This is a genomic window from Kitasatospora sp. NRRL B-11411, assembly GCF_000721345.1.
GTDB lineage: Bacteria > Actinomycetota > Actinomycetes > Streptomycetales > Streptomycetaceae > Kitasatospora > Kitasatospora cineracea.
Window position 1 is genome coordinate 1 of record NZ_JOGH01000042.1, and the last position, 23,875, is coordinate 23,875.

A 23,875-nucleotide genomic window follows, 5' to 3' on the forward strand; every position below is an offset into this window, starting at 1 on the left:
CCCTCCCCGCCCGCCCCGCCACCGCACCGGACGACCCCGACACCGCCGCCCTCGACGCCGCCCTCACCCCCGCCCTGCTGCTCAGCCCCGAACCCGCCACCGGCACCCCCGTCGACTTCCGGATCACCCGGGTCAACGCCGCCTTCACCGACCCCGCCGACCGCCCCCCGCACCGCGTCGAGGGCCGAACCCTCACCGAGACCTACCCCCGGGCCTGCGCCGAGGGCCTGCTCGACCTGCTGCTGCGGGTGCACGCCACCGGCCGCCCGCACCACGCCGACACCCTCGCCCTGACCTTCCTCACCGGCCAGACCCCCGCCCCCGCCCTGCTCGAGTTCGCCGCCGCCCGCCTGGCCGGCCCGCCCGGCCGCCTGCTGGTCAGCTGGCGCCCCACCGGCGACGACGACCGCACCGACCGGCTGCTGCGCACCGCCCAGCGCCTCAGCCACCTGGCCGGCTTCGAGGAGGACCTGCGCACCGGCGAGATCCACTGGACGCCGCGCACCGCCGACCTGCTCGGCCTGCCCGCCGGCACCGCCCCCGTCCCGCTCGCCGCCCTGCCCGCCCACGTCCACCCCGACGACGAGCAGGCCGTCCGACGGGTCGTCAACGCGGCCGTCGAGAACGGGCGTCCGGACTCCACGGTGTTCCGGATGCGGGACCTCGGCAGCTACACCCACTACGTCCGGCTGGTCGCCGAACCCGTCCCCGACCCCACCGGACGCACCGCCGCCGTCCGCGGCGCCTTCCAGGACGTCTCCGCCCAGCACTGGACCGAGACCGCGCTCGCCGCCACCACCGAGAGCCTCGCCTCCACCCGGCAGGAAGCCGCCGAACGCCACCTGCTCGCGCTGCGCCTGCAACAGGCCATCCTGCCGCCCGCCCCGCCCCCGCTGGAGAGCGCCGGCCTGCGCGCCGCCGTCCGCTACCGGCCCTCCTCCCAGCAGGACCGGGTCGGCGGCGACTGGTACGACACCACCCTGCTGCCCGACCGCACCGCCCTGCTGGTCGTCGGCGACATGGCCGGACACGGCGTCGAGGCCGCCACCGGCATGGTCGCCCTGCGCAACGCGCTGCGCGGCCTCGCCTACACCGGCGCCGGACCCGGCCGCCTGCTCGGCTGGCTCAACCAGGCCGCCGCCGACCTCACCGGCGCCGCCACCGCCACCGCCGTCTGCGCCCGCTACCACCCCGACACCCGCACCCTGCACTGGGCCCGGGCCGGCCACCTCCCGCCCGTCCTGCTGCGCGACGGCACCGCCCGCCCGCTCCCGATGCCGCACGGCATCCTGCTCGGCGCCGCCGACGACCCCGAGTACCAGGAGCACCGCCTCGCCATGCGCCCCGGCGACATCCTGCTGCTCTACACCGACGGCCTGGTCGAACGCCGCGACCAGTCCGTCGAACAACCGCTCGACCACCTCACCCGGACCCTCGCCGAACCCGCCGCCGACCTCGACGCCCTGCTCGACCGCGCCCTGGCCACCAGCACCGCCGACACCGACGACGACACCTGCCTGATCGCCGTCGAAGTCCTCGCCGAACCCGCCGCCGGCCCCCCGCCCGCGCCGGACCCGTTCCGGTAGGGACCGTCCCCGTGGGGACCGCCCCGCCGGAGCCGTTCCCGCCGGAGCCGTTCCCGCAGGAACCGTTCCCGCAGGAACCGGGCGAAAGCGTTTGACCCGGGGCGAACCGGTCAGACGCCCGGCAGGCCCGCAGCGGAAGCGGCGAAGGACGAAGACGGAGGAGAACGCATGAGCATGGTCCAGAAGACCGTCGAGGTGGACGTCCCCCTGCACACCGCCTACAACCAGTGGACGCAGTTCGAGGACTTCCCCCAGTTCATGGACGGCGTCGAGCAGGTGGTGCAGATCGACGAGCGGCACAACCACTGGCGGACGAAGATCGCCGGCGTGTCCCGGGAGTTCGACACCGAGATCGTCGACCAGCTGCCCGACCAGAAGATCGCCTGGCGGACCGTCGGCGGCGACGTCCAGCAGATGGGCGTGGTCAGCTTCGCCCGGCTCGACGACGCCCGCTGCGAGGTGCGGCTGGCGATGGACTACGACCCCCAGGGCATGGCCGAACACGCCGCCGACACCATGGGCATGATCGACCGCCGGGTCAGCGGCGACCTCGACCGCTTCAAGTCCTTCGTCGAGGAACGCGGCCTGGAGAGCGGCGGCTGGCGCGGACGGATCACCCCTGCCTGATCCCCGCCGACCGCACCCGCGCCGCCCCGCACCGTTCAGCGGGGCGGCGCGCACCTGCCCGCGGACAACCGGGTGGTCGGGCCGGGACGGCGCGGAGTACGCTCCACAGCGGTCCGGAGCGGCGCTCCGCCACCGCCGTTCCGCGCGCTCCCGCCGTCGACGAGAGGTCCGTCCGCTCCATGACACCGCCCCCGCCCGACCTCCGGCTCGCCCGGGAGGTCCTCGCGGCCCAGCCGTTCAGCGTCCTGGTCGGTGCGCGGCTGGAGGTCTTCGAGCCGGGCCGCGCGGTCCTGGCCCTCGACATCCGCGACGACCTCAAGCAGCAGAACGGCTTCGTCCACGGCGGCGTCCTGGCCTACGCCGCCGACAACGCGATCACCTTCGCGGCCGGCACCGTGCTCGGCCCCGCCGTCCTCACCGGCGGCGTGACCATCAGCTACGTGCGGCCCGCGGTCGGCGCCACCCTGGAGGCCGAGGCCACCGTGGCCTCCGGCGGACGGCGGCAGGCGACCTGCCGGTGCGACCTGTTCACCGTCGCGCCGGACGGGGCCCGGACGCTCTGCGCGGTGGCGCAGGGCACGGTGCTCACCGCCGGGTGAGGCCCGTCCCGCCCGGCGCCGCGCCGTTCGGTGCCGTCCCGTTCGGTGCCGTCCCGTTCGGTGTCGCCTCCAGCCCCTGCCGGGCCGCGTCCCCCGTGCGGGGGACCCGGATCGGCGGCCGGACGGAGGCCCCCGGTCGGCCCGGCCGACAGGCTCGACCCATGACCGACACACCCCTCGGAACGGCCCCCGCCGCCGTCCCCGCAACCGTCCCCGCCCGGGCCGGCGCCCGGCGCGAAGCCCTGCGCCGCCGCCTCGGCCTCGCCGCCATGGTCGCCTGCCTCCCCTACCTCACCCTCAAACTGCTGTGGGTCCTCGGCGTCGACGTCGGCGTGGTCGACCTGCACGGGACGGGCCGCGGCACCTGGGTCGCCGTCAACCTGGTCACCTTCCTGATGGACGCCACCGCCGCACTGATCGCCTACCTGCTCACCCGCCCCGGCGGACCCCGGGTGCGGACCTGGCTGCTCGCCCTGCCGATGTGGATGGCGTCCGGGCTGCTGTCCGTCATCATGCTCGCCGTGCCGCTCGGCGCGGCCCAGCCGCTGTTCGGCGGACCCAACCCGTTCCGCGACCAGGATGGGTTCCTCGAACCGTGGGTCTACGGCGTCGTCTACGGCGGCTTCATCGTCGAAGGCGCCGTCCTGATGGGCGCGTTCGGCCTGTACCTCCACGACCGCCACGGCCCGCTCCTGCACGCCCCCGCCACCGCGTTCGCCCGCCGCCTCCCGGCGCCCGCCCGCACCGCCGCCCTGGCCGCGGCCGGACTGCTGGCCGCCACGGGCGCGGTGCACCTCGCCTGGGCCTGCGGGGCGCGGTTCGGACTGACCGCCGAACGCCTCGCCGAACTGGACGGCACCGCCCGCCTCACCCAGGGCGTCCAGGGGGTGCTCGCCCTCGCCGCCGCCGTCGGCACCGTCGTCGCGGTCCGCGGCCTCACCCGGGCCCGGGTGCGCCTGCCGCTCGCCGCGGCCTGCGTGGGCAGCGCCGCCGCCTTCGGCTGGGGCGGCCTGCTGGGCGACCTCGGCGCACTCGCCCGGAACGCCCAGCACCCCTCCTCCGCCTTCATGATCGCCGTGTACGCGGCGGAGACCGCGGCGGGACTGCTGGCACTCGGCGCCGGGCTGACGGGGCTGCCGGCCGCGAACCGGTCCACGGTCGGTGAGGCCGGTGGGGCTGTCGGTGGGGCTGCCGGTGCCGGTGCCGGTGCGGGTGCGGGTGCAGGCGAAGGCGAAGGCGAAGGCGTGGGCCGGCCGTGAGCGACCGCCGGGACGGCCTCCGCGCGCTGCTCGGCCGCCGGGCCCGGCTGCGCTGGATGCACCTGCTGCTCGGGGCCGCCCTGCTGATGCCCTTCCAGCTGCTGACGTCCGTCGCGGTGGCCGTCGTCGGCCCGGGCGCCGGGCCGTCCGCACTGCTGCCGCAACTGCTGGCTCTGGCGCTCGCGCTCCCGCTGGTCGCCGCCGCCGGACTGCTGCCCGTCGCGCGCTCCCTCGAAGGGGCGATGGCCCGCACCCTGTGCGGGGCGGACGGCGAGATCCTCACCGCACCGGCCGACAGCTGGTCGGCCCGCCGCCGGACGTCGCTCTGGTTCACCCTGCACACCCTGCTCGGCGGGATCACCGGCGCACTGTCCCTGGCCCTGCCGCCCGCCGGGGTGCTGCTCCTGCTGCACCCCCTGTTCGGACGGCACGCCGTGCAACCGCCGGCCCCGATCCAGCCGCTCACCCAACACCCCTGGTTCTCCACGGCGTTGGGCCTGGGACTGCTCGTCCTGCCGGTGCTGTTCTCCGGCGCGGCGGGCCGCGGGCTGGCCCGACTCGCCCCCCGGCTGCTCGGCCCGACCCCCGCCGACCTGCTCGCCGCCGCCCGGGAACGCGCCGACCGGATGGCCGAACGCAACCGGGTCGCCCGCGAACTGCACGACTCGGTCGGCCACGCGCTCAGCGTGGTCGGCATCCAGGCCGCGGCCGCCGCCCGGCTGCTGCGCACCGACCCCGACTTCGCGGCCGCGGCCCTCACCGCCATCGAGGAGACCGCGCACGACGCCGTCGCCGAACTCGACCACGTGCTCGGGCTGTTGCGCGACGAGGAGGACCGCACCGCGCCGCACACCCTCGCCGACCTGCCCGCCCTGCTGGACCGCGCCCGTGCCGTCGGCGCCGCAGTGGACTACGCCGAGGACGGACTCGAACCCGCGGCGCTGCCCGGAACCCTGTCCCGGGAGGCGTACCGCATCGTCCAGGAGGGCCTCGGCAACGCGCTCAAGCACGCGGACGGCGCGCCCGTCCAGGTACGCCTGACCGTCCGGGAGGACACCTTGCAGATCACCGTGGTCAACCCGCTGCGCCCGCGCACCCGGAGCCGGACCGGCGGCGGCAGCGGACTGACCGGGATGCACGAACGGGTCCGGCTGCTGCGCGGCACCCTCGAAGCCGGGCCGGTCGGGCCGGTCGGATCGACCGGATCGGTCGGACCTGACGGGTCCGACGGGGCCGACGTGACCGACGTGGCCGACCGGTGGCGGCTTGCCGCCGGCCTGCCGCTGCGGAACCCGGCATGAGCACCCGGATCCTCGTCGTCGACGACGAACAGCTGATCCGGGCCGGCTTCCGCGCGATCCTCCAGGCCGAACCCGACCTCGAGGTCGTCGGCGAGGCGGCCGACGGCCTCGAAGCCACCGAACTGGCCCGGCAGTTGCGCCCCGACGTGGTGCTGATGGACGTGCGGATGCCCCGGCTCTCGGGCATCGACGCCACCGCACACCTGGTCCGCAGCCTGCCGGACGCCCCGCGCGTCCTGGTCGTCACCACCTTCGAGAACGACGCGTACGTCTACCAGGCGCTGCGCGCCGGAGCCCAGGGCTTCCTGCTCAAACGCTCCCGCGCCGACGCGCTCGTGCACGCGGTGCGCCTGGTGGCCCGCGGCGACTCGCTGCTCTTCCCCGCCGCCGTCCGCGAACTCGCCCTCCGGCACGCGCCGGTCGCCCCCGACCGCTCGCGGATCGACCGGCTGTCCGCCCGCGAGGGCGAGGTGCTCCGCCTGATGGCCGCCGGACTGGCGAACGCCGAGATCGCCGACCGGATGCAGCTCGGGGCCGAGACCGTCAAGACCCACGTGGCCCGGCTCCTCGCCAAACTCGAGGTCCGCGACCGCACCCAGGCGGTCATCGCCGCCTACGAGAGCGGCTTCGTCACCGCCGGATCCGGCCCGCCCCCGTTCTAGGCCCGCTCTCTCGGCGCGGGCGGGCGGTGTTTGCCGTCCGGCGGGGGTGGACAGCCGCGAAGGCATGGACAGGTACCGTGCTCCCGCCGACTGTCTGGACGCACCCACGGGCTGGACGTTCCTCGACCCGGTGGCGGAGCGGATTGCCGCAGTGGTCCAGCGACTCCCGCTCGGACCGGCCCGGGACGTGCTGCACGGGGTGTGGCTCGGACACCCGCTGCACCCGGCACTCGCGCAGACCCCGATCGGCTGCTGGACGGCCGCGAGCCTGCTGGACGCCACCGGGGGCGACCCCCGGGCCGTCCGCCGGCTCACCGCCGCCGGGCTGGTCACCCTGCCCCCGGTGCTGCTGGCCGGCTGGGTCGACTGGTCCCGGCTGCCGCCCGCCCACCGCCGCACCGGGCTGGTGCACGCCGCCGGAGCGGTCGCCGCCGCCCTGCTGCAGGGCACCTCGCTGCACGCCCGCTGCCACGGCCACCCCACCCGCGGACGGCTGCTCGGCCTGGCCGGCACCGGCGCCGTCGGCCTGGCCGCCGCGCTGGGCGGCCACCTGGCGTACCGGCAGGCTGCCGGGGCCGCGCACGCCGAAGCCGAACCCCGGCTGGCCCCGTCCGACTGGCACTCGCTCGGGGCGACCGCCGACATTCCCGCCGACACCCCCGTCCGCCGCCGGCTCGGCGACGTCCCCGTCGTGGTGGTCCGCGGCCCGGACGACAGCTGGACGGTGCTCGCCGACCGCTGCACCCACATGGCGGCCTCCCTCGCCGGCGGCGAAGTCGTCGACGGCTGCCTCGAGTGCCCCCTGCACCACTCCCGCTTCCGGCTCTCCGACGGACGCCCGGCCCGCGGCCCGGCCACCGCCGCCCAGCCCCGCTTCGAGACCCGCGTCCTGGCCGACCACCTGGAGGCCCGCCCCCGCCCCGGCCCCTGAGCCCCGCGCCGACCCCGTCCCGCCCTGCGCCGACCCCGTCCCTCCCTGTGCCGCCCCGCCCGGTCCCGCGATGCTCCGGCCGTCCCGTTCCGGACAGGAGCGGTCGGGACGGGACGGGAACGGTCGGGAGCGGTCGATACCGGTGTTGCCGCCACCCGGCGGGCGGGACGGACAGTACGCTCGGCGTCCCGGTCGGAGCAGGGCGCAGGGGTGAGGACCTCGTACGCCTCCGGCCGGGCGGACGCCGAGACGTACCGGGAGGCGCCGTGGACCGTCGCAGTTTCGTGGGGTTCGGCGCGGCCTCGCTCGCCGTGCTGGCCGTGCCCGGCGGGGCCGCCGAGCCGGGGCGGCTGGGGGCGCTGCTGGGCGGCACCCGGGTGGACGCGGAGTTCGTGGCCTGGCTGGAGTCGGGCGGCCACGGGCTGGCCGCGCTGCCCGCCGAGCAGCGCGGCCGCACCTCGCACCTGCTGGACGCCCAACTCGCCACCGTCCAGGCGCTGATCGCCACCGGCCGGTACGACGAGCGCACCGGGCGGCGGCTGCACCGGCTGGCCGCCTCGCTGGCCACCACCAGCGGCTGGCACCGCTTCGACCAGGGCCGCCACCCCGCCGCCGAACGCCTCTGGGAGCTGGCCCTGCAGTGCGCCCACCGGGCCGGCGACCGCGAGCGCGGCGCGGGCGTCCTCGCCGACGCCGCCTACCAGGCCACCTGGCTCGGACGGCCGGGCACCGCCACCGCCCGGCTCGACTACGCCCTCGCCGCCGCCCGCCACCCCACCGCCCGCGCCCTGCTGCTGCTCCGCCGGGCCCGCGCCCACGCCGCCCTCGGCGACCCGGTCGCCTGCCGGCGCGACCTGACCGCCGCCGAACGCGCCCTCGCCGCCGTGAGCCCCGACCCGGCCCCCGCCTGGTGCGCCTGGATGGGCCCCGCCGACCTCGCCGTCGACACCGGCGGCTGCCTGCTCGACCTGGGCCGCCCGGTCGCCGCCCGGGCCCGGATCGCCGAGGGGCTCGCCCAGCTGCCGCCCGCCCGCGCCAAGACCCGCGGCATCTTCCTCGCCTACCAGGCCCGCACCCACCTGCGCACCGGCGAGATCGACCGGGCCGTGGCCGCCGGTACCGAGTCCCTCGACCTGGCCGCCCGGATCGGTGCCCCGCGCTGCACCGCCCTGGTCCGCGACCTGGCCCCGGCGTTCGCCCGGCACCGCCACCTGGCCGGCGTCCCCGAACTGCTGGACCGGCTCACCCCCGGCCGGACCGTCCCCGGCCGGACCGCCCGGACGCCCGGACCAGGCCGGACGCCCAGGCCCGACCGGACGCCCAGGCCCGACCGGGCGTCGAAGCCCGACCGGCGGAACCACGGCACCTGAGGCCCGTCCCCGAGCCGCCCCCGGCTGGTGTGATCCGGTTCCGGCCGGGCAGACGCGTCCGTGGCACGCCCGGACCCGCCGGGCGGGCAGCCGGACGACGGAGGCAGAGATGTCCGCACCGCAAAGCCGCACCGTCGGAGCCGGGGGTGACCCGGCGGTCATCGAGACCGACGTACCGGCCAGGCTGGACCGGCTCCCGTGGTCGCCCTGGCACTGGCGGATCCTGATCGGCCTGGGCACCGTCTGGATCCTGGACGGCCTGGAAGTCACCATCGTCGGCAACCTGGCCGCCCGCCTCGCCGAGCCCGGCAGCGGCATCGCGATCAGCACCGCCCAGGTCACCACCGTCGCCGCCGCGATCTACGTGGCGGGCGCCTGCTGCGGCGCGCTGTTCTTCGGCTGGCTGACCGACCGGCTGGGCCGCAAGAAGCTGTTCATGCTGACCCTGGCCGTCTACCTGCTGGCGACGGGCGTCACCGCGCTGTCCTGGACGCCCTGGTTCTTCTTCGTCTGCCGGTTCTTCACCGGTTTCGGCATCGGCGGCGAGTACGCGGCCATCAACTCGGCGATCGACGAGCTGATCCCGGCCCGGGTGCGCGGCCGGGTCGACCTGATCGTCAACGGCAGCTTCTGGATCGGCGCGGCGCTCGGCGCGTTCGCCTCCATCGCGCTGCTGAACACCTCGCTGTTCGCCACCGACGTCGGCTGGCGGCTGGCGTTCGGGATCGGCGTGGTGCTCGGCCTGGTCATCCTGCTGGTGCGCCGGCACGTCCCGGAGAGCCCGCGCTGGCTGTTCACGCACGGCAAGGGCGAGGAGGCGGAGGAGATCGTCCGGGACGCGGAGGCGATCGTCGAGCGGGAGACCGGCAAGCCGCTGCCGCCGGTGGACGAGCCGCCGATCCGGATCCGCGAGCGCGGCCCGATCGGCTTCGTCACCATCGCCCGCACCCTGGTCACCACCTACCCGCGCCGTACGGTCCTCGGGCTGTCGCTGTTCATCGGGCAGTCCTTCCTCTACAACTCGGTCACCTTCGGGTACGCGGCGATCCTCACCACGTTCTTCGACGTCCCGGCGGGCGACACCGGCTACTACTTCGCGGTGATCGCGGTCGGCAACTTCCTCGGGCCGGTGCTGCTCGGCCACTTCTTCGACTCGGTCGGCCGCAAGCCGATGATCGCGGGCAGCTACATCGGCTCCGGCGTCCTGCTGTTCGGCACCGCCTGGCTGTTCCAGAACGGTTCGCTGAGCGCCGTCGGGATGACGGCCTGCTGGACGGTCGTGCTGTTCTTCGCCTCCGCCGGGGCGAGCGCCGCCTACCTGACCGTCAGCGAGATCTTCCCGCTGGAGACGCGCGCCCTGTGCATCGCGTTCTTCTACGCGGTCGGCACGGCGGCGGGCGGCATCTCCGGGCCGCTGCTCTTCAACGGCCTGGTCAGCAGCGGGGCGGTCGGCGACGCCACGCTGGCGTTCTGCATCGGCGCGGCGCTGATGACGGCCGCGGGCCTGGTGGAGGCGTTCCTCGGGGTGCGGGCCGAGCGCCGCAGCCTGGAGTCGCTGGCCGCCCCGCTCAGCCAGGTCGAACCGGCCGACGCCACGCCCTCCTGACATGTTTCCCCTGTGGGCCCTGCGACGGGCCGTCCGGTGGGCCGCGTGGTGGGCCGTTCCGCGGATCGCGCGGTGGATCGTCCGGCGGGAGCGCCCCGGCCGGGGGGAAGGGGCGCTCCCGCATCGGACCGGACGCGGCGTCAGGAGAAGACGAACCAGTTGAGGTTGACGAAGTCGGCGGGCTGGCCGCTGCTGAAGGTCAGGTAGACCGTCTGGGAGCCGGTGATCCGGCTCAGGTCGGCGGGGACGGTCCGCCAGGTCTGCCAGCCGCCGGTGTTGGCGACGGCGAAGCTGCCGACGGGGGTGGCGGTGGGGCTGCCCAGGCGGACCTGGACCAGGCCGCTGACGCCGGCGGCCGCGCCGGAGGCGACCCGGGCGTCGATCCGGGTGGCGCCGGTGGAGCCGAAGTCCAGGGTGTAGCGCAGCCAGTCGCCGTTGGCGAGCCAGCCGACGTCCGTGCCGCCGCCGGTGTCGGAGCACGCCTCGGTCTGGGTGCCGGACTGCGCGGTGTACGACTCGGCCTGCACGGTGGCGAACGCGCTGGTGCCGCCGCTCGGCGGCGGGGTGGTGCTGCCGCCCCCGCCGCTGCCGGCCAGGCCGCCGACGGTGATCACCCAGCGGGCGGGGCTGCCGGACTGCACCTTGCCCTCGAAGTCGACGCCCGCCGGGTGGACGTCGTCGTACGGGAAGGCGTAGCCGAGGCCGTCGGGCGTGGTGGAGTGCAGGATCCGGGCGTAGTGGTTGGTGCGGGCCTGGGTGTAGAACGCGGCCGGGTTCTCGTTGGTGGGCTGGACGGGGTCGCTGAGCAGCGTGGTGCGGTTGAACGCGGCGGCCAGGCGGGCGCTCAGGTTGCCCATCAGGTCGTTGCCGGTGGTGAACGGCGCGTCGCTGCAGGAGAAGATCGCCAGCGTGGACGGCTTGGCGAACGACCCGGCGCCGGGGAAGTTCAGGGTGCCGCCGCTGACCCGGCCGGTGAACGTCCCCCAGGTGTACTGGGTGTCGATCCGCAGGTCGGTGCCGGCGTACTTGCTCCACACCTGGTCGACGTAGGGCTCGAAGTAGCCGCTGAACAGGGCGCTGTTGCCGCGGATCGCCAGGTTGGGGGCGAGCACCCGCAGGTCGGCGCCGGAGCGGTTGACCACCAGCCGGCTCCAGTCCGAGCCGTCGGCGGCGGACTGGGCGCGCAGCGCGGCGGCGACCTTCGCCAGGCCGTCGGAGGGCAGGCCGCGCACCGTCTGGGTGGCGCCGCCGGAGACCTCCAGCTGGAAGGCGATCGGCAGGCAGACCATGTCGACGAAGGTGATGTTCCCGTACAACTGGTCGTTGTTGAAGGTGAATTCGCAGAAGTCGTGCCGGACGTCGATGTTCGGGTCGGTCGGGTTGACCACCGAGGGCAGGGCCAGTCCGCCGCCGCGGTTCATCAGGAAGGTCAGCTTGGCGCCGACCGAGAAGTAGATCCGCCCGCTGTCCAGGTGCGGCAGGGTGACCCGGCGCGGCGCGGCCCCGGAGGCGTTCAGCGCGATCGCGCAGTCCGCGCCCAGCGGCGTCTGGTCGTTGGCCGGGTTCGGCGGGTGGTACAGGCTGGAGCCGTCGGACTGCAGGAACGCCCAGCCGCCGCCGGCCGCCGGGTCGCGCCCGACCACGTACGCGTAGACGGTGTTGCTGCCGGTGGTGTTGGCGAGGTCGAGCGGCAGGGTCGCGGGGGTCTGCGCCTGGGCCTCGCCGCCGCCGAGCGCCAGCAGTCCGGCGGGCAGGGCGAGCGCGGTGGCGGCCAGCAGGGTGCGGCGGGAGAGTTTCGCCGGGTGACGGTGCGTCATGGGGTGGGGGAGTCCTCTCGGGGCGGGACGGTGGGGGCAAGAGGGGCGCGGCCGGCCGAGGTGGGTGCAAGGGGACGGCCGGCCGCGCGGGGGGAGGGGCCGGTGGGGACGGCCCGTGGCTCGCGGGGTGCGGCGCCGGTGGCTGACGGTTCCTGATGGCTCCTGGCGGCTCCTGGCGGTTCCTGGTGGTTCCTGGTGGTTCCTGGCGGTGCGTCAGCCGAAGTACCACTTCTGCGCGCCGGTCCCGTTGCAGGTCCACAGCTGCAGGTGGGTGCCGTCGGCCGAGGAGCCGTTCGGGGAGTCCAGGCACTTGCCGGAGCCGGGGTTCAGGAAGTCGTTGCCGGAGCGGTGCGTCCACTGCTGGGCGCTGGTGCCGTTGCAGGTGTAGAGCTGGATGACCGCGCCGTCGTTGTGCGAGGCGGCGGCGACGTCCAGGCACTTGCCGAGGGCGCGGACGGTGCCGTCGGTGCCGACCGTCCACTGCTGGGCGGCGTTGCCGGTGCAGTTGTGCAGCTGGATGGGGGTGCTGTCGGCGCTGGAGGCGCCCGCCACGTCCATGCACATGCCGCCGGGGCCGGTGATCTGCCCGGTGTAGCTGCCGCCGGTGCTGCCGCCCCAGGTGGTGGTGTGGACGTAGTCGACGGTCATGGTCTGCGGGTAGGTGGAGGAGCCGTCGGGGCTGCCCGGCCAGTCGCCGCCGACCGCGAGGTTGAGGATCACGAAGAACGGGTGGTCGAAGACCCAGCGGTTGCCGCCCAGGTCGGCGGGGGTGCGGGTCTGGTAGGCGGTGCCGTCCACCGACCAGGTGATGGCGGTGGGGCTCCAGTCGACGGCGAAGGTGTGGAAGGCGTCGGCGAAGGACTGCCCGGCGGGCAGGCTGTACGGGGCGCCGATGCCGCCCGCGCCGGAGTAGCCGGGGCCGTGGATGGTGCCGTGCACGGTGCCCGGTTCGCGGCCGATGTTCTCCATCACGTCGATCTCGCCGCTGTTCGGCCAGCCCGCGGTGCCGAGGTCGTTGCCGAGCATCCAGAACGCGGGCCAGATGCCCTGCCCGCGCGGGATCTTGATCCGGGACTCGAAGTGCCCGTACGCCTGGGTGAAGGTGCGGGAGGTGTTCAGCCGGGCCGAGGTGTACTGGCAGGTGCCGTACCAACAGGACAGGCCCGGGTCGGTGTTGCGCTTGGCGGTGATCACCAGGTGGCCCTGGCCGTCCAGCGCGGCGTTCGCCGCGCCCGCCGTGTAGTACTGCAGCTCGTGGTTGCCGTTGCCCGAACCGCCGGTCTCCAGCGTCCACTTGGCGGGGTCGACGGCCGCGCCGGCCGGGCCGTCGAAGTCGTCGCCCCAGTTGCTGGCGGCCACCGGTGCGGCGGCGAGCGGGGTGGTGGCGGCGGCGGATCCGGTGGGGGCGGAGCCGAACGGGGCGGCGGCCACCAGGGCGGTGGCGACGAGGAGCACGAATCCGCCGAGGGACCAACGGCGGGTGCGTGGGGCAGCAGCCATGGGGGACATCCTTTGCTGTCCGATTCTGTCTGAGAGCGCTCTCTGCGGCGGGGCGCCTCCGCCGGTAGCCATGAATGGTACGGACCGGGAATCGGCATGACAATGTCAAAGAACGGCCGATTTTTCGGACCTTTGGCCGCAACTCCCCTTCAGAACTTGAAAGCTGATGTCGGAGCGGCTGTCGAGACCTGTGAGAGCGCTCTCTTCGCGGGCGGCTCGCCCGGCTGTCCGTCAGCGGCAGCCGCTCCGGCGGGTCCGGTCGCCCCGGTCGCCCCGGTCGGTCCGGTCGCCCGGCCGGGGCGGCGTACTGCCGGGCGGAGCGTCAATCGGCCTGCCCGCCACGGGGGGAGAGTTCGGCGGACAGGAACGCCACCGCGTCGGCGATCAGTCCCGAGGTGTCGGGATACTCGCCGAAGCAGTGCCCGGCCCCCTCGACCGGCACCAGGACGGAGCGGGCGCCCGCCGCGAGCAGGCGCTCGTGCAGGGCCTCGGACTGGGACAGCGGCACCAGGTCGTCCTGCACGCCGTGCACCAGCAGGAACGGCGGCGCGGCGGGGGTGACGTGCGAGACGGGGCTGGCCCGGTTGGCCTCCGCGACGAGTTCGGACGAGCAGCCGCCCAGCAGCTGGGTGACCGGGGAGTCCGGCCCGTGGTGGCCGAGGGCAGCCAGGTCGGTGGGCGGGTACCAGCAGACCGCGGCCGTGACCGCGTCGGTGGTCAGCGCCGCGAGCGCGGCCAGTGTTCCGCCCGCGGACTCGCCCCACACCCCGAGCCGGCCGGTGTCCAGGCCGAGCTCGCCGGCGTACTCCCGCAGGTAGCGCAACGCGGCCGTCACGTCGTCGAGTTGGGCCGGGTAGTGGGCCTCGCCGGAGAGCCGGTAGTCGACCGTGGCGACCGCGATGCCCGCCGCCACCAACGCCTCGAACACCGAGCCGGGCCGCAGCGTGCTCGGCAGGTAGCGGCGGTCGCCCTCGCGGAACGCACCGCCGTGCAGCCACACCGCCACCGGGAACGGCCCCTCCCCGGCCGGTACGTGCAGGTCCAGCAGCAGCGGGCGGAAACCGGTGCGCAGTGCGTAGCTGACACCGTGCCGGGAGAGACCGCCGTACGGCGAGGGGACGGGGGCGACCGGAGGCAGAGAGAGATCCATGACGGCCCCGAGCACCCGCCTCCCGCCGTTCATTCCCGTCCGGCGGGGCGTCTCACAGGCCGAACAGCCGGGCCGCGTTGTCGTGGCAGACCGCGCGCAGCCAGGCGGGGCCGAGGTCGAGGCGTTCCAGGGCGCGGAGCTGGTGCAGGTAGGGGTAGGGGATGTTGGGGAAGTCGGTGCCGAGCAGGACGCGGTCGCCGCGGTCGGCGAGGCGGGGGAGCAGTGCGCGGGGGAAGGGCATGAAGTCCTCGGTGAAGTCGGTGAACGCCATGGTGGTGTCCAGGTGCACCCGCGGGTACCGGTCGGCCAGGTCGAGGAACTCGCGGTACTCGGGCATGCCCAAGTGGGCGATCACCAGCGGCAGTTGCGGGTGCCGGGCCAGGACGCGGGCGATCGGCTCCGGCCCGGTGTGCTTGCCGGGGGCGGGACCGGAGCCGCAGTGGATCACCACGGGCGTCCCGGCTTCCGCCAGCAGCCCCCACGCCTCGTCCAACCGGTCGTCCGCCGGGTCGTAGCCGCCGACCTGCACGTGTGCCTTGAACACCCGCGCCCCGGCGTCCAGCGCCTCCCGGACGTATGCCCCGGCCCCGTCCTCCGGGAACAGCGTCGCGGTGTGCAGGCAGTCGGGCGTGCGGGCCGCGAACTCCGCCGCCCAGCCGTTCAGCCAGCGCGCCATGCCAGGCTTGTGCGGGTACAGCATTGCGGTGAACGCCCGCACTCCGAACTCCCGCAGCAGCGCGGTCCGTTCGGCCTCGCCGTGCCGGTAGGTGATCGGCCAGCCGCGCTCGCCGATCAGCGGCCCGTTGGCGTCGAAGTACTCCCAGACCTTCCGCAGCACCCGCTCCGGCATGAAGTGCGTATGCACGTCCACCAGCCCCGGCACCCCCAACCCGCCCCAGAACCGGCGCACCTCCGCCGCCTCCGCCGACCCTGCCTCCCGCACGGACTCCATCCCGACTCCTCCCGCGGCCGAACCCGCCAACGGGACGATCATGCCGCACCCCGTTACGCCCCCCCGCATGCCGGCGCCGGAACGGTAATCCGCTCGCTGCCGCAGCCTCCGGCTGGCAGGGTCGGAGCCATGGGAGACATGGGGATCAAGGGGTTCGACCGGGCACCGCTGGCCGGGCTCGACGCGGTGCGGGACGCGCACGGGGCACTGCTGGCGGGGCTGGCGGGCCGCCGGCTGACCGGGTCGGCGGTGGTGCGCTTCGCCGAGGACGGGGAGTGGTTCGCGGACTGCCCGGTGGTGCTGGAGTTCGACGGACGGCAGGTCGAACTGTGCCACTGGAAGCTGGACGAGCTCTCGATCGGCTGGGACACGATCGACACCACGGCGCCCATCGAGGGCTGGGAGTGGAACGACCACACCCCCCGCTGGTCGCGCCACGACGAACTGCTCGACGACCTGACCGGCCGCGAACTGCACGAGACCGCCCTGCTGGAGTGGCGGCCCGCCGACCGCGCGGACCTGGCCGCCGGCACGGTGGCGGTCGAGTTCCTCTTCACCGGCGGCACCCGGCTGCGGATCGTCAACGCACTCGACGAGAACCGGATCGAACGCGGCCCGGCCCACCCCTACTACCGCCGCCACCGCCTCTGACCACCCGATTCGGTAGAGATCTCAGGTTGCGGCGGTGACCTGCGGTTTTGTTGTCGTGAGGTGGTAGGCGTTCTCGTATTCGACGGGCGGGACGCGGCCTGTCCCACCGGGAAATCGGCGGTGGTTGTGCCGACCGACCGACCGGATCGGGTGCCCGTTCGGGGGACGGGGCGGGACGGTGGTGACGACGCGCTCGCCGCAGCCGGCTCCGGTGGTGCCGAGCCCGCGCGTCGTCAGCCGCTCGACGGTGCACCGGGCCGCCACGTGGCCCAGGCGGTTCGGCTCGCGCCAGATCTTGCGGGCGCCGCAGACCCGGAAGTTGTCCTCGTAGACCTTGTGCCGATCAGTTATCTCGGTTCTGCGTCACGGCGCGAACAGGCAGAATCGCCACGGTTGTTGAAAGCGTAGTAGGTGGAGGGAGCAATGCTGCAGCCGCGCTCGGTCAGCACGCGGCAGATCGGCTCAACGCCGCCGAAGCGGCCCCGGTGCCCGTCGACGAACGCTACGGGCGCAGGCGCGGTCGGTCGGGCTCGGCTGCGAGGAAACCCGCCGCGGCCTTGAGGATCTCGTTCGCCTGCTTCAGCTCGGCGGTCTCCTTCTTCAGCGCCTCGATCTGCGCGGACTCCTCCGTCGTCGTCCCCGGGCGCTGCCCGGAGTCGACCTGGTCGCGTCGGACTCGGGGCGGTTCACCAGGCATCACGAACGCTCGTGGTCTCGTAATGCGCAGGTCTACCGCCTCGATCTGTCGCTTCCTAGAGGATGAACGCGGTTGGGTCTTCCGGCTGTTCGGGGTCGAGGCCGCGGTGGGGGTGGTAGGCCCCGTTCCAGAGGAGGAGGTTGCCGATGAGGGGTTCGGCGAGGCCGGCGGTGAGGGCTGCGGTGGCTTCGTGGCGGGGGAGTTGGGCGATGTGGGATTGGAGGCGGCGCAGGGGTTCGGGGCCGCAGGGGTAGGGGGATTTGAGGGCGGCGATGTCGGCTTCGACGGCGGGGCGGTCGGCTTCGTCGCGGATGACGACGACGGGCTGATGGTGGGTGTCGTCGATCATGCGGAAGGCGTCGTGGACGGCGGGGAAATCGAGTCGGGTGCGCAGGGTGTCGATGTGGGCGCCCATGGCGGCGGGGCCGCTGCCCTGAAGGGTGTAGCGCAGCGGGTAGTACCGGTTGAGGGCGTCCAGGTCGTCGGGGTCGGCAAGGTCGGGGCCGAAGTGGGCGGCGGTGGCTTCGAGGGCGGCTTTGTAGACGTTGTCGCGGGGCTGCCCGGCGTCGTCGATGTGGAAAACAACGACGGTGCCTCTGTCCTGGTGGCCTTCGCGGTTACAGCGTCCGGCTGCCTGCTGGAGGGATTCGGCCGGCGCCCAGGCGCGGAAGACCTGGGGGAAGTCGAGGTCGACGCCCGCCTCGATCAGCTGGGTGGACACCACGTGGACCCCTTCGTCGTTCTCCAACAGCGCGCGGACGCGCCCGATGGTGGCGGCGCGGTGCTCGGCGGTCATCCTCGTGGACAGGTGCAGCACCGCATCTTCGCCGACCCGTTCCTCCAAGAGACGGTGCAGGTGGGCGGCGTCCTTCGTGGTGTTCACCACCGTCAGGGTCTGGCCTCCGTTGCATTGGCCGATCTCGTCGGCCATCGACTCCCAGGTGACGCCCGCCTCGGTGCGCCAGTCGTAGCTGACGCGTCGCAACTCCTCGAACAACCCGGCCGCTTCGTGGACGAGTTGGCGGCGCGGAAGGCCGCCGAGCTGGGCGAGATGCCAGAAGTCCGGCTGGGTGGCGGAGGCGAGGACGACGGTGGTGCCGAAGTGCTCGACCAGGTGGCGCAGGCCGCTGAGGATCGGCACCAGGAGCCGGTCGGGCAGCGCCTGCACCTCGTCCAGGACCACCACCGCACCCGCCAGCCGGTGGACCTTGCGCATCGCGGCGGGCCGGTTCGAGAACAGCGATTCGAAGAGCTGGACGGTGGTGGTGACCACGAACGGCGCGTCCCAATTCTCCGCGGCGGTCCGTGCCCAGGCCGCGTCGGCGCCGTCGAGGTCGACGGAGCTGTGGTGCTCCAGGACGGTCCGCGGCAGACCCGGGTCCTCGGGGTCGAGCATCTCGCGGTAGGTGCGGGCGTTCTGCTGGGTGATGCTCGTGTAGGGGACGGCCACCACCACCCGCCGGTGCCCGTGCGCGGCCGCGTGGTGCAGGGCGAAGCCGGCGGAGGCGAACGTCTTCCCGGCACCGGTGGGTGCGGGCAGCACATACATGCCGGGCGCGCTGGTCGCCGCGCCCACCACCTCCTCGTACACCCGTTCGCGGATGCCGTCGATCTTCGAGGGACGGCGCCGGGAGAGGGCCTTGCACCGACGCTTCTCGAACACCGCGGCCAGCTGCGCCATGTCGGCGTCCGCCCGTACCTGCACGGGCGTGTCGGTGAAGTGGGCGCCGGTGTCGAGGAAGTCGGCGTCCACCACACAGCTGAACAGCATCCGCACCAGCAGGTCACGAGCGAGAGCCCCGTCCGGGCCCTTCAACGCGGATACCCAGGCAGGCAGGGGGACGCGCCCAGACGGAACGATCTCGGGGACGTCGGCCGCAGTGCGGGTGATCGCCTCCTCGATCAGCTTCTGGTCCGGATGAGTACCGGACTTGACGGCCTGGACGAGGTCCTTCACCTTCTGGTGGGCGGGCAGTCCGCCATGGTGCCCCTGCACGACGGCGCCGAACGGAACCCCGGCGTGCGAGGCGGCCAGCCACGCGCCGGCCTCCTTGTGGGGGACACCGACCCCGCGCTTGTGCCGCTCCGCCCCGTCCAGACCGTGCTGCCAGGCGCAGGAGCCCTTCCCGACGTCGTGGACCAGCGCCAGGTACTCGGCCAACTCACCTGCCCCAAAGGCCGATCCGAACCGGCGGGCCAGAGCAGCGGATCCCCGGAGATGATCCTCCAGAGTGTGGCGGGCACCTGATACGTTTCGGCTGTGGGCCCACAACGGCACCACCGCGCTGCTTGAACCCTCCATAGCGACTGCTGTGTTCACAGCCGGACCGTAGCGCCGCGGGCTGACATCTGGGGCCGACGGTTCGGAACCCCAAGCATGCAGCCGACATGCGGATCGCACCGAAGCAGAATGCCCGAACTCTGCTGATTTGTCTGCTCCGTATGGTGTATAGGAACGCAGTCCATCAGCGGAAACCGCTGATGGACTGGCGTGGCGGTCGTCCTTCGGGACGGCCGAGGATCGCAACTTGAACAGCGTCCAGACGATGCCCTGCGGGTCGTGGTGGCGGTCGTCCTTCGGGACGGCCGAGGATCGCAACAGGATCATTCAGCGGGTCGATGGCCGGCCGTGGCTGCAGTGGCGGTCGTCCTTCGGGACGGCCGAGGATCGCAACAGCGCCGCCTTCCTGCTCCACGACCGCCCCGGCGTGGTGGCGGTCGTCCTTCGGGACGGCCGAGGATCGCAACTCGGACCGGAGCGCGGTGAGCCACGGCCCATCGGCGGTGGCGGTCGTCCTTCGGGACGGCCGAGGATCGCAACACGGCCTGGTCGTAGCTGTCGGCCCGCTGCCGGCCGTGTGGCGGTCGTCCTTCGGGACGGCCGAGGATCGCAACGGCTGCTCGGCCTCGGCCGCGGCCGGCGCTGCGGGGCGTGGCGGTCGTCCTTCGGGACGGCCGAGGATCGCAACACCGTCGACACCGAGTGGGTCGGAGCCGGCCAGTCCCGTGGCGGTCGTCCTTCGGGACGGCCGAGGATCGCAACCGTATCTACACGGTCAATTCGACCGCCAACCGCACGGTGGCGGTCGTCCTTCGGGACGGCCGAGGATCGCAACACCCCCAGCCGGCGCGACCGCGACCGCGAGCACCGCGTGGCGGTCGTCCTTCGGGACGGCCGAGGATCGCAACCACGTGACTCGGCCCGGATCGGACACGGTCTCTGGTGGCGGTCGTCCTTCGGGACGGCCGAGGATCGCAACTACTGGCTGCCCGAGGGCGTCTCGGTGCAGCCGCCGGGTGGCGGTCGTCCTTCGAGACGGCCGAGGATCGCAACCCCTACTCGAAGACCGACCAGGCCGCGAAGGGCGAGGTGGCGGTCGTCCTTCGGGACGGCCGAGGATCGCAACTCCTCGTCCGGGATCGTGACGTCGAACGGCACGACCGTGGCGGTCGTCCTTAGGGACGGCCGAGGATCGCAACTCTTCCACCGTCGGCCGCGGAGTGTGGGCAGCCGGGTGGCGGTCGTCCTTCGGGACGGCCGAGGATCGCAACCATCCCCTTGCGGGGACGCTGGGCACTACCCAACACGCGTGGCGGTCGCCCTTCGGGACGGCCGAGGATCGCAACCTGAACGAGCTGGCCGCCCGGTGAGCCGCAGCACCCAGGTGGCGGTCGTCCTTCGGGACGGCCGAGGATCGCAACGCGGTGAACAGTACGGAGCCGATACCGTCCGCGTGGAGGTGGCGGTCGTCCTTCGGGACGGCCGAGGATCGCAACAAGACCCGCGAGGCCGAGTTCGGCCCGGGGATGCTCAAGTGGCGGTCGTCCTTCGGGACGGCCGAGGATCGCAACACGTCGGTGGGTGATGGCTGCGGGTCGGTGGTGCAGCGTGGCGGTCGCCCTTCGGGACGGCCGAGGATCGCAACAGCATGGGACGAGTCAAGCCCGGCCGAGGACGGCGCGTGGCGGTCGTCCTTCGGGACGGCCGAGGATCGCAACGCCGAAACGATCACCTTCAACGGCGACGGCGCGGTCGTGGCGGTCGTCCTTCGGGACGACCGAGGATCGCAAGGGGCCGACCACTCCGTCCATCTCCAGGCCGGTGCAGGGTGGCGGTCGTCCTTCGGGACGGCCGAGGATCGCAACATCGAGGGCCTCAACTCAGCCATGGACCTGTCGGCCGGTGGCGGTCGCCCTCCGGGGCGGCCGAGGATCGCAACGACAAGAAGGTATCGGGGGCGTGGCTGGTGGATCTCTCGTGGCGGTCGCCCCTCGGGGTGGCCGAGAGTCCTAGCTCCGATGCCGAGGTTCAGGCACCGCAGGAGGCCCGATGGTGAGCAGTCAGATGATCTCCGTTGATAAATAAACTATCCGATCAATATCGATCAAGAAATGACTGAAATGAGTCGTGTTCTTGTTTTGATCTGTCTCGTTCTTTCTTTTCTCGTGCTTCCTTCGTCGTTGTTGCTTGCAATTGATCGAACCCTTTCGGTGGTTGAGTTGCTAGGTGATTCCGCAGCTTGTCCTGGTGTCGGTGGCCGGGTTTATGGTCTCTGCGATGTATGCAGCCGGGTCGGCTTCATGTCCATTGCGTGAAAGGGTAGTTGTGGTGACTGGAAGGGTTGAGATGGCGGGGGAGCGGGATGCTCTGGCCCGCCGCCGGGGGAACGGGAGGTGGGTGTTCCCGGATCTGGTGGCGGAGGTGTGGGGGCCTCTTGCGTGTTTCACCAGACCGGAGTTGAAGGCGGAGCGGGTGAGTTATCCGGTGATGACACCCTCGGCCGCGGTGGGGGTGCTGGAGGCGATCTATTGGAAGCCGGAGTTCCGTTACGTGGTGCGGGCGATCGAGGTGCTGCGGCCTATTCGGTGGATGCAGGTGCGTCGCAACGAGGTGAAGTCGGTCGTCACGGCGAAGAAGGTGCAGGAGCTCCAGTCGACCCCGGGGGCCCGGTACGACGTGGAGGAGGACCGGGATCAGCGGAACACGACGGCGTTGGCGGACGTGGCCTACCGGATCCGGGCGCAGATCGTTCTGGCCCGGCACGCGAACGCGCCGGAGGAGAAGTACCGGGAACAGTTGCGGCGCCGGGTCGATCGGGGGGCGTGCTTCTCGCAGCCGTTCCTGGGGTGCCGGGAGTTCAGCGCGTCGTTCGGGCCTGCGACGGATGCGCCCGCGTTGGCGGGGCGGACGGAGGAGTTGGGGGTGATGCTGCACTCGATCGTCTACACCCCCAAGGGCGAGCGCTACCGGTGGTTCCGGGCGCGGCTGGTGGACGGGGTGATGGAGGTGCCCGAGGAGCCGTTGTCCGCGGACGCGGTGGCGATGCCGTCGGCGCCGTGGCGTGCCGGCAGCGAGGGGTGAGGGGGTGCTGCTGCAGCGGTTGACCGAGCAGGCCGGACGGCTGGAGGGCCTGCCGCCGGAGTTCTACCGGTACCGGCAGATCGACTGGGTGTTGATGGTCACGACGGGTGGCGCGGCCCCGGAGCTGGTGGACCGCAGGCCACCGGCGAAGTCCAGGGCCGAGGCGGTCGTCGAGGCGGTGCCCTACGTGCAGCGCTCGGGGACGAAGGTTCCGCCGTTCCTGGTGGTGGACACGGCGGAGTTCGTCCTGGGCCGTGCGCGCGGTGCCACCGACGAGGAGGGGCCGGCGGAGAAGGACGTCGCGGAGGCGGCCCGCCGGCGGGGCGAGTACCTGGCGCTGCTGCGCCGATGGGTGGCCGAGGCGTCCGACGAACCGTCGGCCGCCCTGGTGCTCGACGTGCTGACCCAGGGCGTCCCGGCGGACAAGAGGTGGGAGGAACTGGAGGCCCGACACACCGTCGCGGTGCTCGTGGACGGCCGGTGGCTGCACGAACGCGCTTCGGTGCGGGAGTTGTGGGCCCGTGTGGTGCGCGAGCGCAAAGGCGCCGGTGGCGGGCAGCAGGAGCTGTGCCTGGTCTGCGGGGAGCCGGGCGACCTGCTGTCGACGATCCCCGAGCCGATCAAGAAGGGCGCGATCCCTTCGGTCGGCGGTAGCAACGAGGCCCAGCTGATCAGCGTCAACTCGCCCGCGCAGGGGCGCGGCGCAGCCACCAAGCTGGTCAACACCCCGGTGTGCGACCGCTGCGGAGGCCGCGCGATGGCCGCCCTCAACAACATGCTCGCCTCCGACGGCCACCGCCGCTCCCTGGGCGACGGCGTCCTGCTGTGGTGGACCCGCGAACCACTGGGCGAGGCGCTCTTCGAACTCGTCGACGACAACGACCCGGACCCGCAGGCCATTGCCCACCTCATCGACAGCCTCCACCACAGACCCGACCCGGCCACCGCAGACCGCATCGAACCCAACGACTTCTACGCCCTCACCCTGGGCCTGAACAACGCCCGCACCGTGGTGCGCGAATGGCTCGACATCCCCGTCCAGACGGTCAAGGCCAACCTCGGCGCCTGGTTCGATGACCACGGCGTCTTCGACGGCTGGCGCGGCACCACCCGCTACCTTCCCCTGTGGCTGCTCGCCCTCGCCACCGGCCGCCACAACGGCACCCAGTACGCCAAAGGCACTGCACCGCGCGGCATCGAACGCGAACTCCTGCGCACCGCACTGCACCGTACCCCGCCCCCGGCGCACCTGCTGCCGCACCTGCTCCAGCGTATCCGCGCCGACCACCGCATCGACGCCCCGCGCACCGCCCTGTTGCGCCTCGCCCTCAACCGCTCCCACGATCGAACGGACCGCCCGATGCCCAGGCTCGACCCCGACAGCACCGATCCCGCCTACCTGTGCGGGCGGGCGTTCGCCGTCCTCGAGGCGATCCAGACGGCTGCGCTGCCGGACGTGAAGGCCACCATCGGCGACAAGTACTTCGGCACCGCGATGACCGCCCCGGCCGCCGTCCTGGCCAACCTCCGCCACGGAGCCAACGCCCACCTCAAGCGCCTGCGCCGCGACAAGAAGGGTGCCCACTACGTCCTGAACGAGCGGCTGGCACAGGTCTTCGGAGCTTTCACCGACGACCTCCCCACCCACCTGTCGCCCCGCGAGCAGGCCCGCTTCGTCATCGGCTACGAGCAGCAGCGCGCCGCCGACTTCGCCGCCCGCGCCGCAGCGAAAGCCGAGAAGGCCGCCAAGTCCGCCGCGAACAGCCCCGACGAGCCTGCCTCCTGACTCTGCGCCACCACCGTCC

General features: G+C 73.3%; 18 protein-coding genes and 1 CRISPR repeat array. Of the genes, 12 read left to right on the forward strand and 6 right to left on the reverse strand.

What is annotated here, in order from left to right:
* From IH44_RS0120185 to IH44_RS0120225, 9 genes are all read left to right on the forward strand, one after another.
* The coding region (locus IH44_RS0120185) for a PP2C family protein-serine/threonine phosphatase (protein ID WP_157852405.1) at window positions 1-1,586 on the forward strand (1,586 nt) is incomplete at its 5' end.
* A 168-nt stretch (window positions 1,587-1,754) separates the two neighbouring features.
* Window positions 1,755-2,213, forward strand: a complete 459-nt coding sequence (locus tag IH44_RS0120190; protein WP_030461037.1) for an SRPBCC family protein — start codon at window positions 1,755-1,757, stop codon at window positions 2,211-2,213.
* Between the two features lie 179 nt (window positions 2,214-2,392).
* A complete protein-coding gene (locus IH44_RS0120195) occupies window positions 2,393-2,812 on the forward strand; it encodes a PaaI family thioesterase (protein ID WP_030461038.1) in 420 nt (139 codons plus the stop codon).
* A 161-nt stretch (window positions 2,813-2,973) separates the two neighbouring features.
* A complete protein-coding gene (locus IH44_RS0120200; RefSeq protein ID WP_051817098.1) occupies window positions 2,974-4,071 on the forward strand; it encodes a hypothetical protein in 1,098 nt (365 codons plus the stop codon).
* A complete protein-coding gene (locus tag IH44_RS0120205; RefSeq protein WP_035955737.1) occupies window positions 4,068-5,372 on the forward strand; it encodes a sensor histidine kinase in 1,305 nt (434 codons plus the stop codon). Before IH44_RS0120200 ends, IH44_RS0120205 begins: the two co-directional genes overlap by 4 nt.
* Window positions 5,369-6,034 carry a response regulator transcription factor gene (locus tag IH44_RS0120210; protein ID WP_030461041.1) on the forward strand — a complete coding sequence of 222 codons (666 nt, stop codon included), beginning with the start codon at window positions 5,369-5,371 and terminating at the stop codon, window positions 6,032-6,034. The genes IH44_RS0120205 and IH44_RS0120210 overlap by 4 nt, the downstream gene beginning before the upstream one ends.
* A 64-nt stretch (window positions 6,035-6,098) precedes the next feature.
* Complete coding sequence (locus tag IH44_RS0120215) at window positions 6,099-6,965, forward strand: Rieske (2Fe-2S) protein (protein ID WP_051817099.1); 867 nt, start codon at window positions 6,099-6,101, stop codon at window positions 6,963-6,965.
* A gap of 266 nt (window positions 6,966-7,231) precedes the next feature.
* A complete protein-coding gene (locus IH44_RS0120220) occupies window positions 7,232-8,335 on the forward strand; it encodes a hypothetical protein (protein WP_063759647.1) in 1,104 nt (367 codons plus the stop codon).
* Between the two features lie 109 nt (window positions 8,336-8,444).
* Window positions 8,445-9,941, forward strand: coding sequence for an MFS transporter (locus IH44_RS0120225; protein WP_030461044.1), 1,497 nt, complete (start codon window positions 8,445-8,447; stop codon window positions 9,939-9,941).
* Window positions 9,942-10,081: 140 nt separating this feature from the next.
* Here IH44_RS0120225 and IH44_RS0120230 read toward each other — a convergent pair whose 3' ends face one another.
* The 4 genes from IH44_RS0120230 to IH44_RS0120245 all read right to left on the reverse strand — a co-directional run bounded on the left by IH44_RS0120230 (window position 10,082) and on the right by IH44_RS0120245 (window position 15,360).
* Window positions 10,082-11,758 carry a beta-1,3-glucanase family protein gene (locus tag IH44_RS0120230; protein WP_030461045.1) on the reverse strand — a complete coding sequence of 559 codons (1,677 nt, stop codon included), beginning with the start codon at window positions 11,756-11,758 and terminating at the stop codon, window positions 10,082-10,084.
* Window positions 11,759-11,971: 213 nt separating this feature from the next.
* Entirely contained in the window at window positions 11,972-13,258 is a 1,287-nt protein-coding gene (locus tag IH44_RS0120235; protein ID WP_030461046.1) for a glycoside hydrolase family 16 protein, read from the reverse strand.
* Between the two features lie 322 nt (window positions 13,259-13,580).
* Window positions 13,581-14,408: an alpha/beta hydrolase gene (locus tag IH44_RS0120240; RefSeq protein WP_063759650.1), complete on the reverse strand. Its 828-nt coding sequence runs from the start codon at window positions 14,406-14,408 to the stop codon at window positions 13,581-13,583.
* A 52-nt stretch (window positions 14,409-14,460) separates the two neighbouring features.
* Window positions 14,461-15,360, reverse strand: a complete 900-nt coding sequence (locus tag IH44_RS0120245; RefSeq protein ID WP_030461048.1) for an amidohydrolase family protein — start codon at window positions 15,358-15,360, stop codon at window positions 14,461-14,463.
* Between the two features lie 129 nt (window positions 15,361-15,489).
* Between IH44_RS0120245 and IH44_RS0120250 the strand changes: the two genes are divergently transcribed.
* Entirely contained in the window at window positions 15,490-16,011 is a 522-nt protein-coding gene (locus IH44_RS0120250) for a hypothetical protein (protein ID WP_030461049.1), read from the forward strand.
* A gap of 502 nt (window positions 16,012-16,513) precedes the next feature.
* Here IH44_RS0120250 and IH44_RS0120255 read toward each other — a convergent pair.
* Complete coding sequence (locus tag IH44_RS0120255; RefSeq protein ID WP_035955753.1) at window positions 16,514-16,708, reverse strand: hypothetical protein; 195 nt, start codon at window positions 16,706-16,708, stop codon at window positions 16,514-16,516.
* Window positions 16,709-16,763: 55 nt separating this feature from the next.
* Window positions 16,764-19,010, reverse strand: a complete 2,247-nt coding sequence (locus IH44_RS41225) for a CRISPR-associated helicase/endonuclease Cas3 (protein WP_081966997.1) — start codon at window positions 19,008-19,010, stop codon at window positions 16,764-16,766.
* 189 nt (window positions 19,011-19,199) lie between these two features.
* Window positions 19,200-21,003: direct repeats of the CRISPR family, unit length 37 nt; unit sequence GTGGCGGTCGTCCTTCGGGACGGCCGAGGATCGCAAC.
* 383 nt (window positions 21,004-21,386) lie between these two features.
* On the opposite strand from IH44_RS41225, the gene cas5c reads away from it, so the two are divergent.
* Together cas5c and cas8c are read left to right on the forward strand one after the other, a co-directional pair.
* Window positions 21,387-22,070 carry a type I-C CRISPR-associated protein Cas5c gene (gene cas5c / locus IH44_RS0120265; protein ID WP_035955756.1) on the forward strand — a complete coding sequence of 228 codons (684 nt, stop codon included), beginning with the start codon at window positions 21,387-21,389 and terminating at the stop codon, window positions 22,068-22,070.
* A gap of 4 nt (window positions 22,071-22,074) precedes the next feature.
* Window positions 22,075-23,856: a type I-C CRISPR-associated protein Cas8c/Csd1 gene (gene cas8c, locus IH44_RS0120270; protein ID WP_051817101.1), complete on the forward strand. Its 1,782-nt coding sequence runs from the start codon at window positions 22,075-22,077 to the stop codon at window positions 23,854-23,856.
* Window positions 23,857-23,875: the final 19 nt, after the last annotated feature.

Bases quoted from the DNA above. Each gene is read 5' to 3' on its own strand.
- IH44_RS0120235 (WP_030461046.1), bottom strand. From the start codon at position 13,258: ATGGCTGCTGCCCCACGCACCCGCCGTTGGTCCCTCGGCGGATTCGTG.
- IH44_RS0120210 (WP_030461041.1), top strand. From the start codon at position 5,369: ATGAGCACCCGGATCCTCGTCGTCGACGACGAACAGCTGATCCGGGCC.
- IH44_RS0120240 (WP_063759650.1), bottom strand. From the start codon at position 14,408: ATGGATCTCTCTCTGCCTCCGGTCGCCCCCGTCCCCTCGCCGTACGGC.
- IH44_RS41225 (WP_081966997.1), bottom strand. From the start codon at position 19,010: ATGGAGGGTTCAAGCAGCGCGGTGGTGCCGTTGTGGGCCCACAGCCGA.
- IH44_RS0120215 (WP_051817099.1), top strand. From the start codon at position 6,099: ATGGACAGGTACCGTGCTCCCGCCGACTGTCTGGACGCACCCACGGGC.
- IH44_RS0120245 (WP_030461048.1), bottom strand. From the start codon at position 15,360: ATGGAGTCCGTGCGGGAGGCAGGGTCGGCGGAGGCGGCGGAGGTGCGC.
- IH44_RS0120225 (WP_030461044.1), top strand. From the start codon at position 8,445: ATGTCCGCACCGCAAAGCCGCACCGTCGGAGCCGGGGGTGACCCGGCG.
- IH44_RS0120230 (WP_030461045.1), bottom strand. From the start codon at position 11,758: ATGACGCACCGTCACCCGGCGAAACTCTCCCGCCGCACCCTGCTGGCC.
- IH44_RS0120250 (WP_030461049.1), top strand. From the start codon at position 15,490: ATGGGAGACATGGGGATCAAGGGGTTCGACCGGGCACCGCTGGCCGGG.
- IH44_RS0120195 (WP_030461038.1), top strand. From the start codon at position 2,393: ATGACACCGCCCCCGCCCGACCTCCGGCTCGCCCGGGAGGTCCTCGCG.
- IH44_RS0120255 (WP_035955753.1), bottom strand. From the start codon at position 16,708: ATGCCTGGTGAACCGCCCCGAGTCCGACGCGACCAGGTCGACTCCGGG.
- IH44_RS0120200 (WP_051817098.1), top strand. From the start codon at position 2,974: ATGACCGACACACCCCTCGGAACGGCCCCCGCCGCCGTCCCCGCAACC.
- IH44_RS0120190 (WP_030461037.1), top strand. From the start codon at position 1,755: ATGAGCATGGTCCAGAAGACCGTCGAGGTGGACGTCCCCCTGCACACC.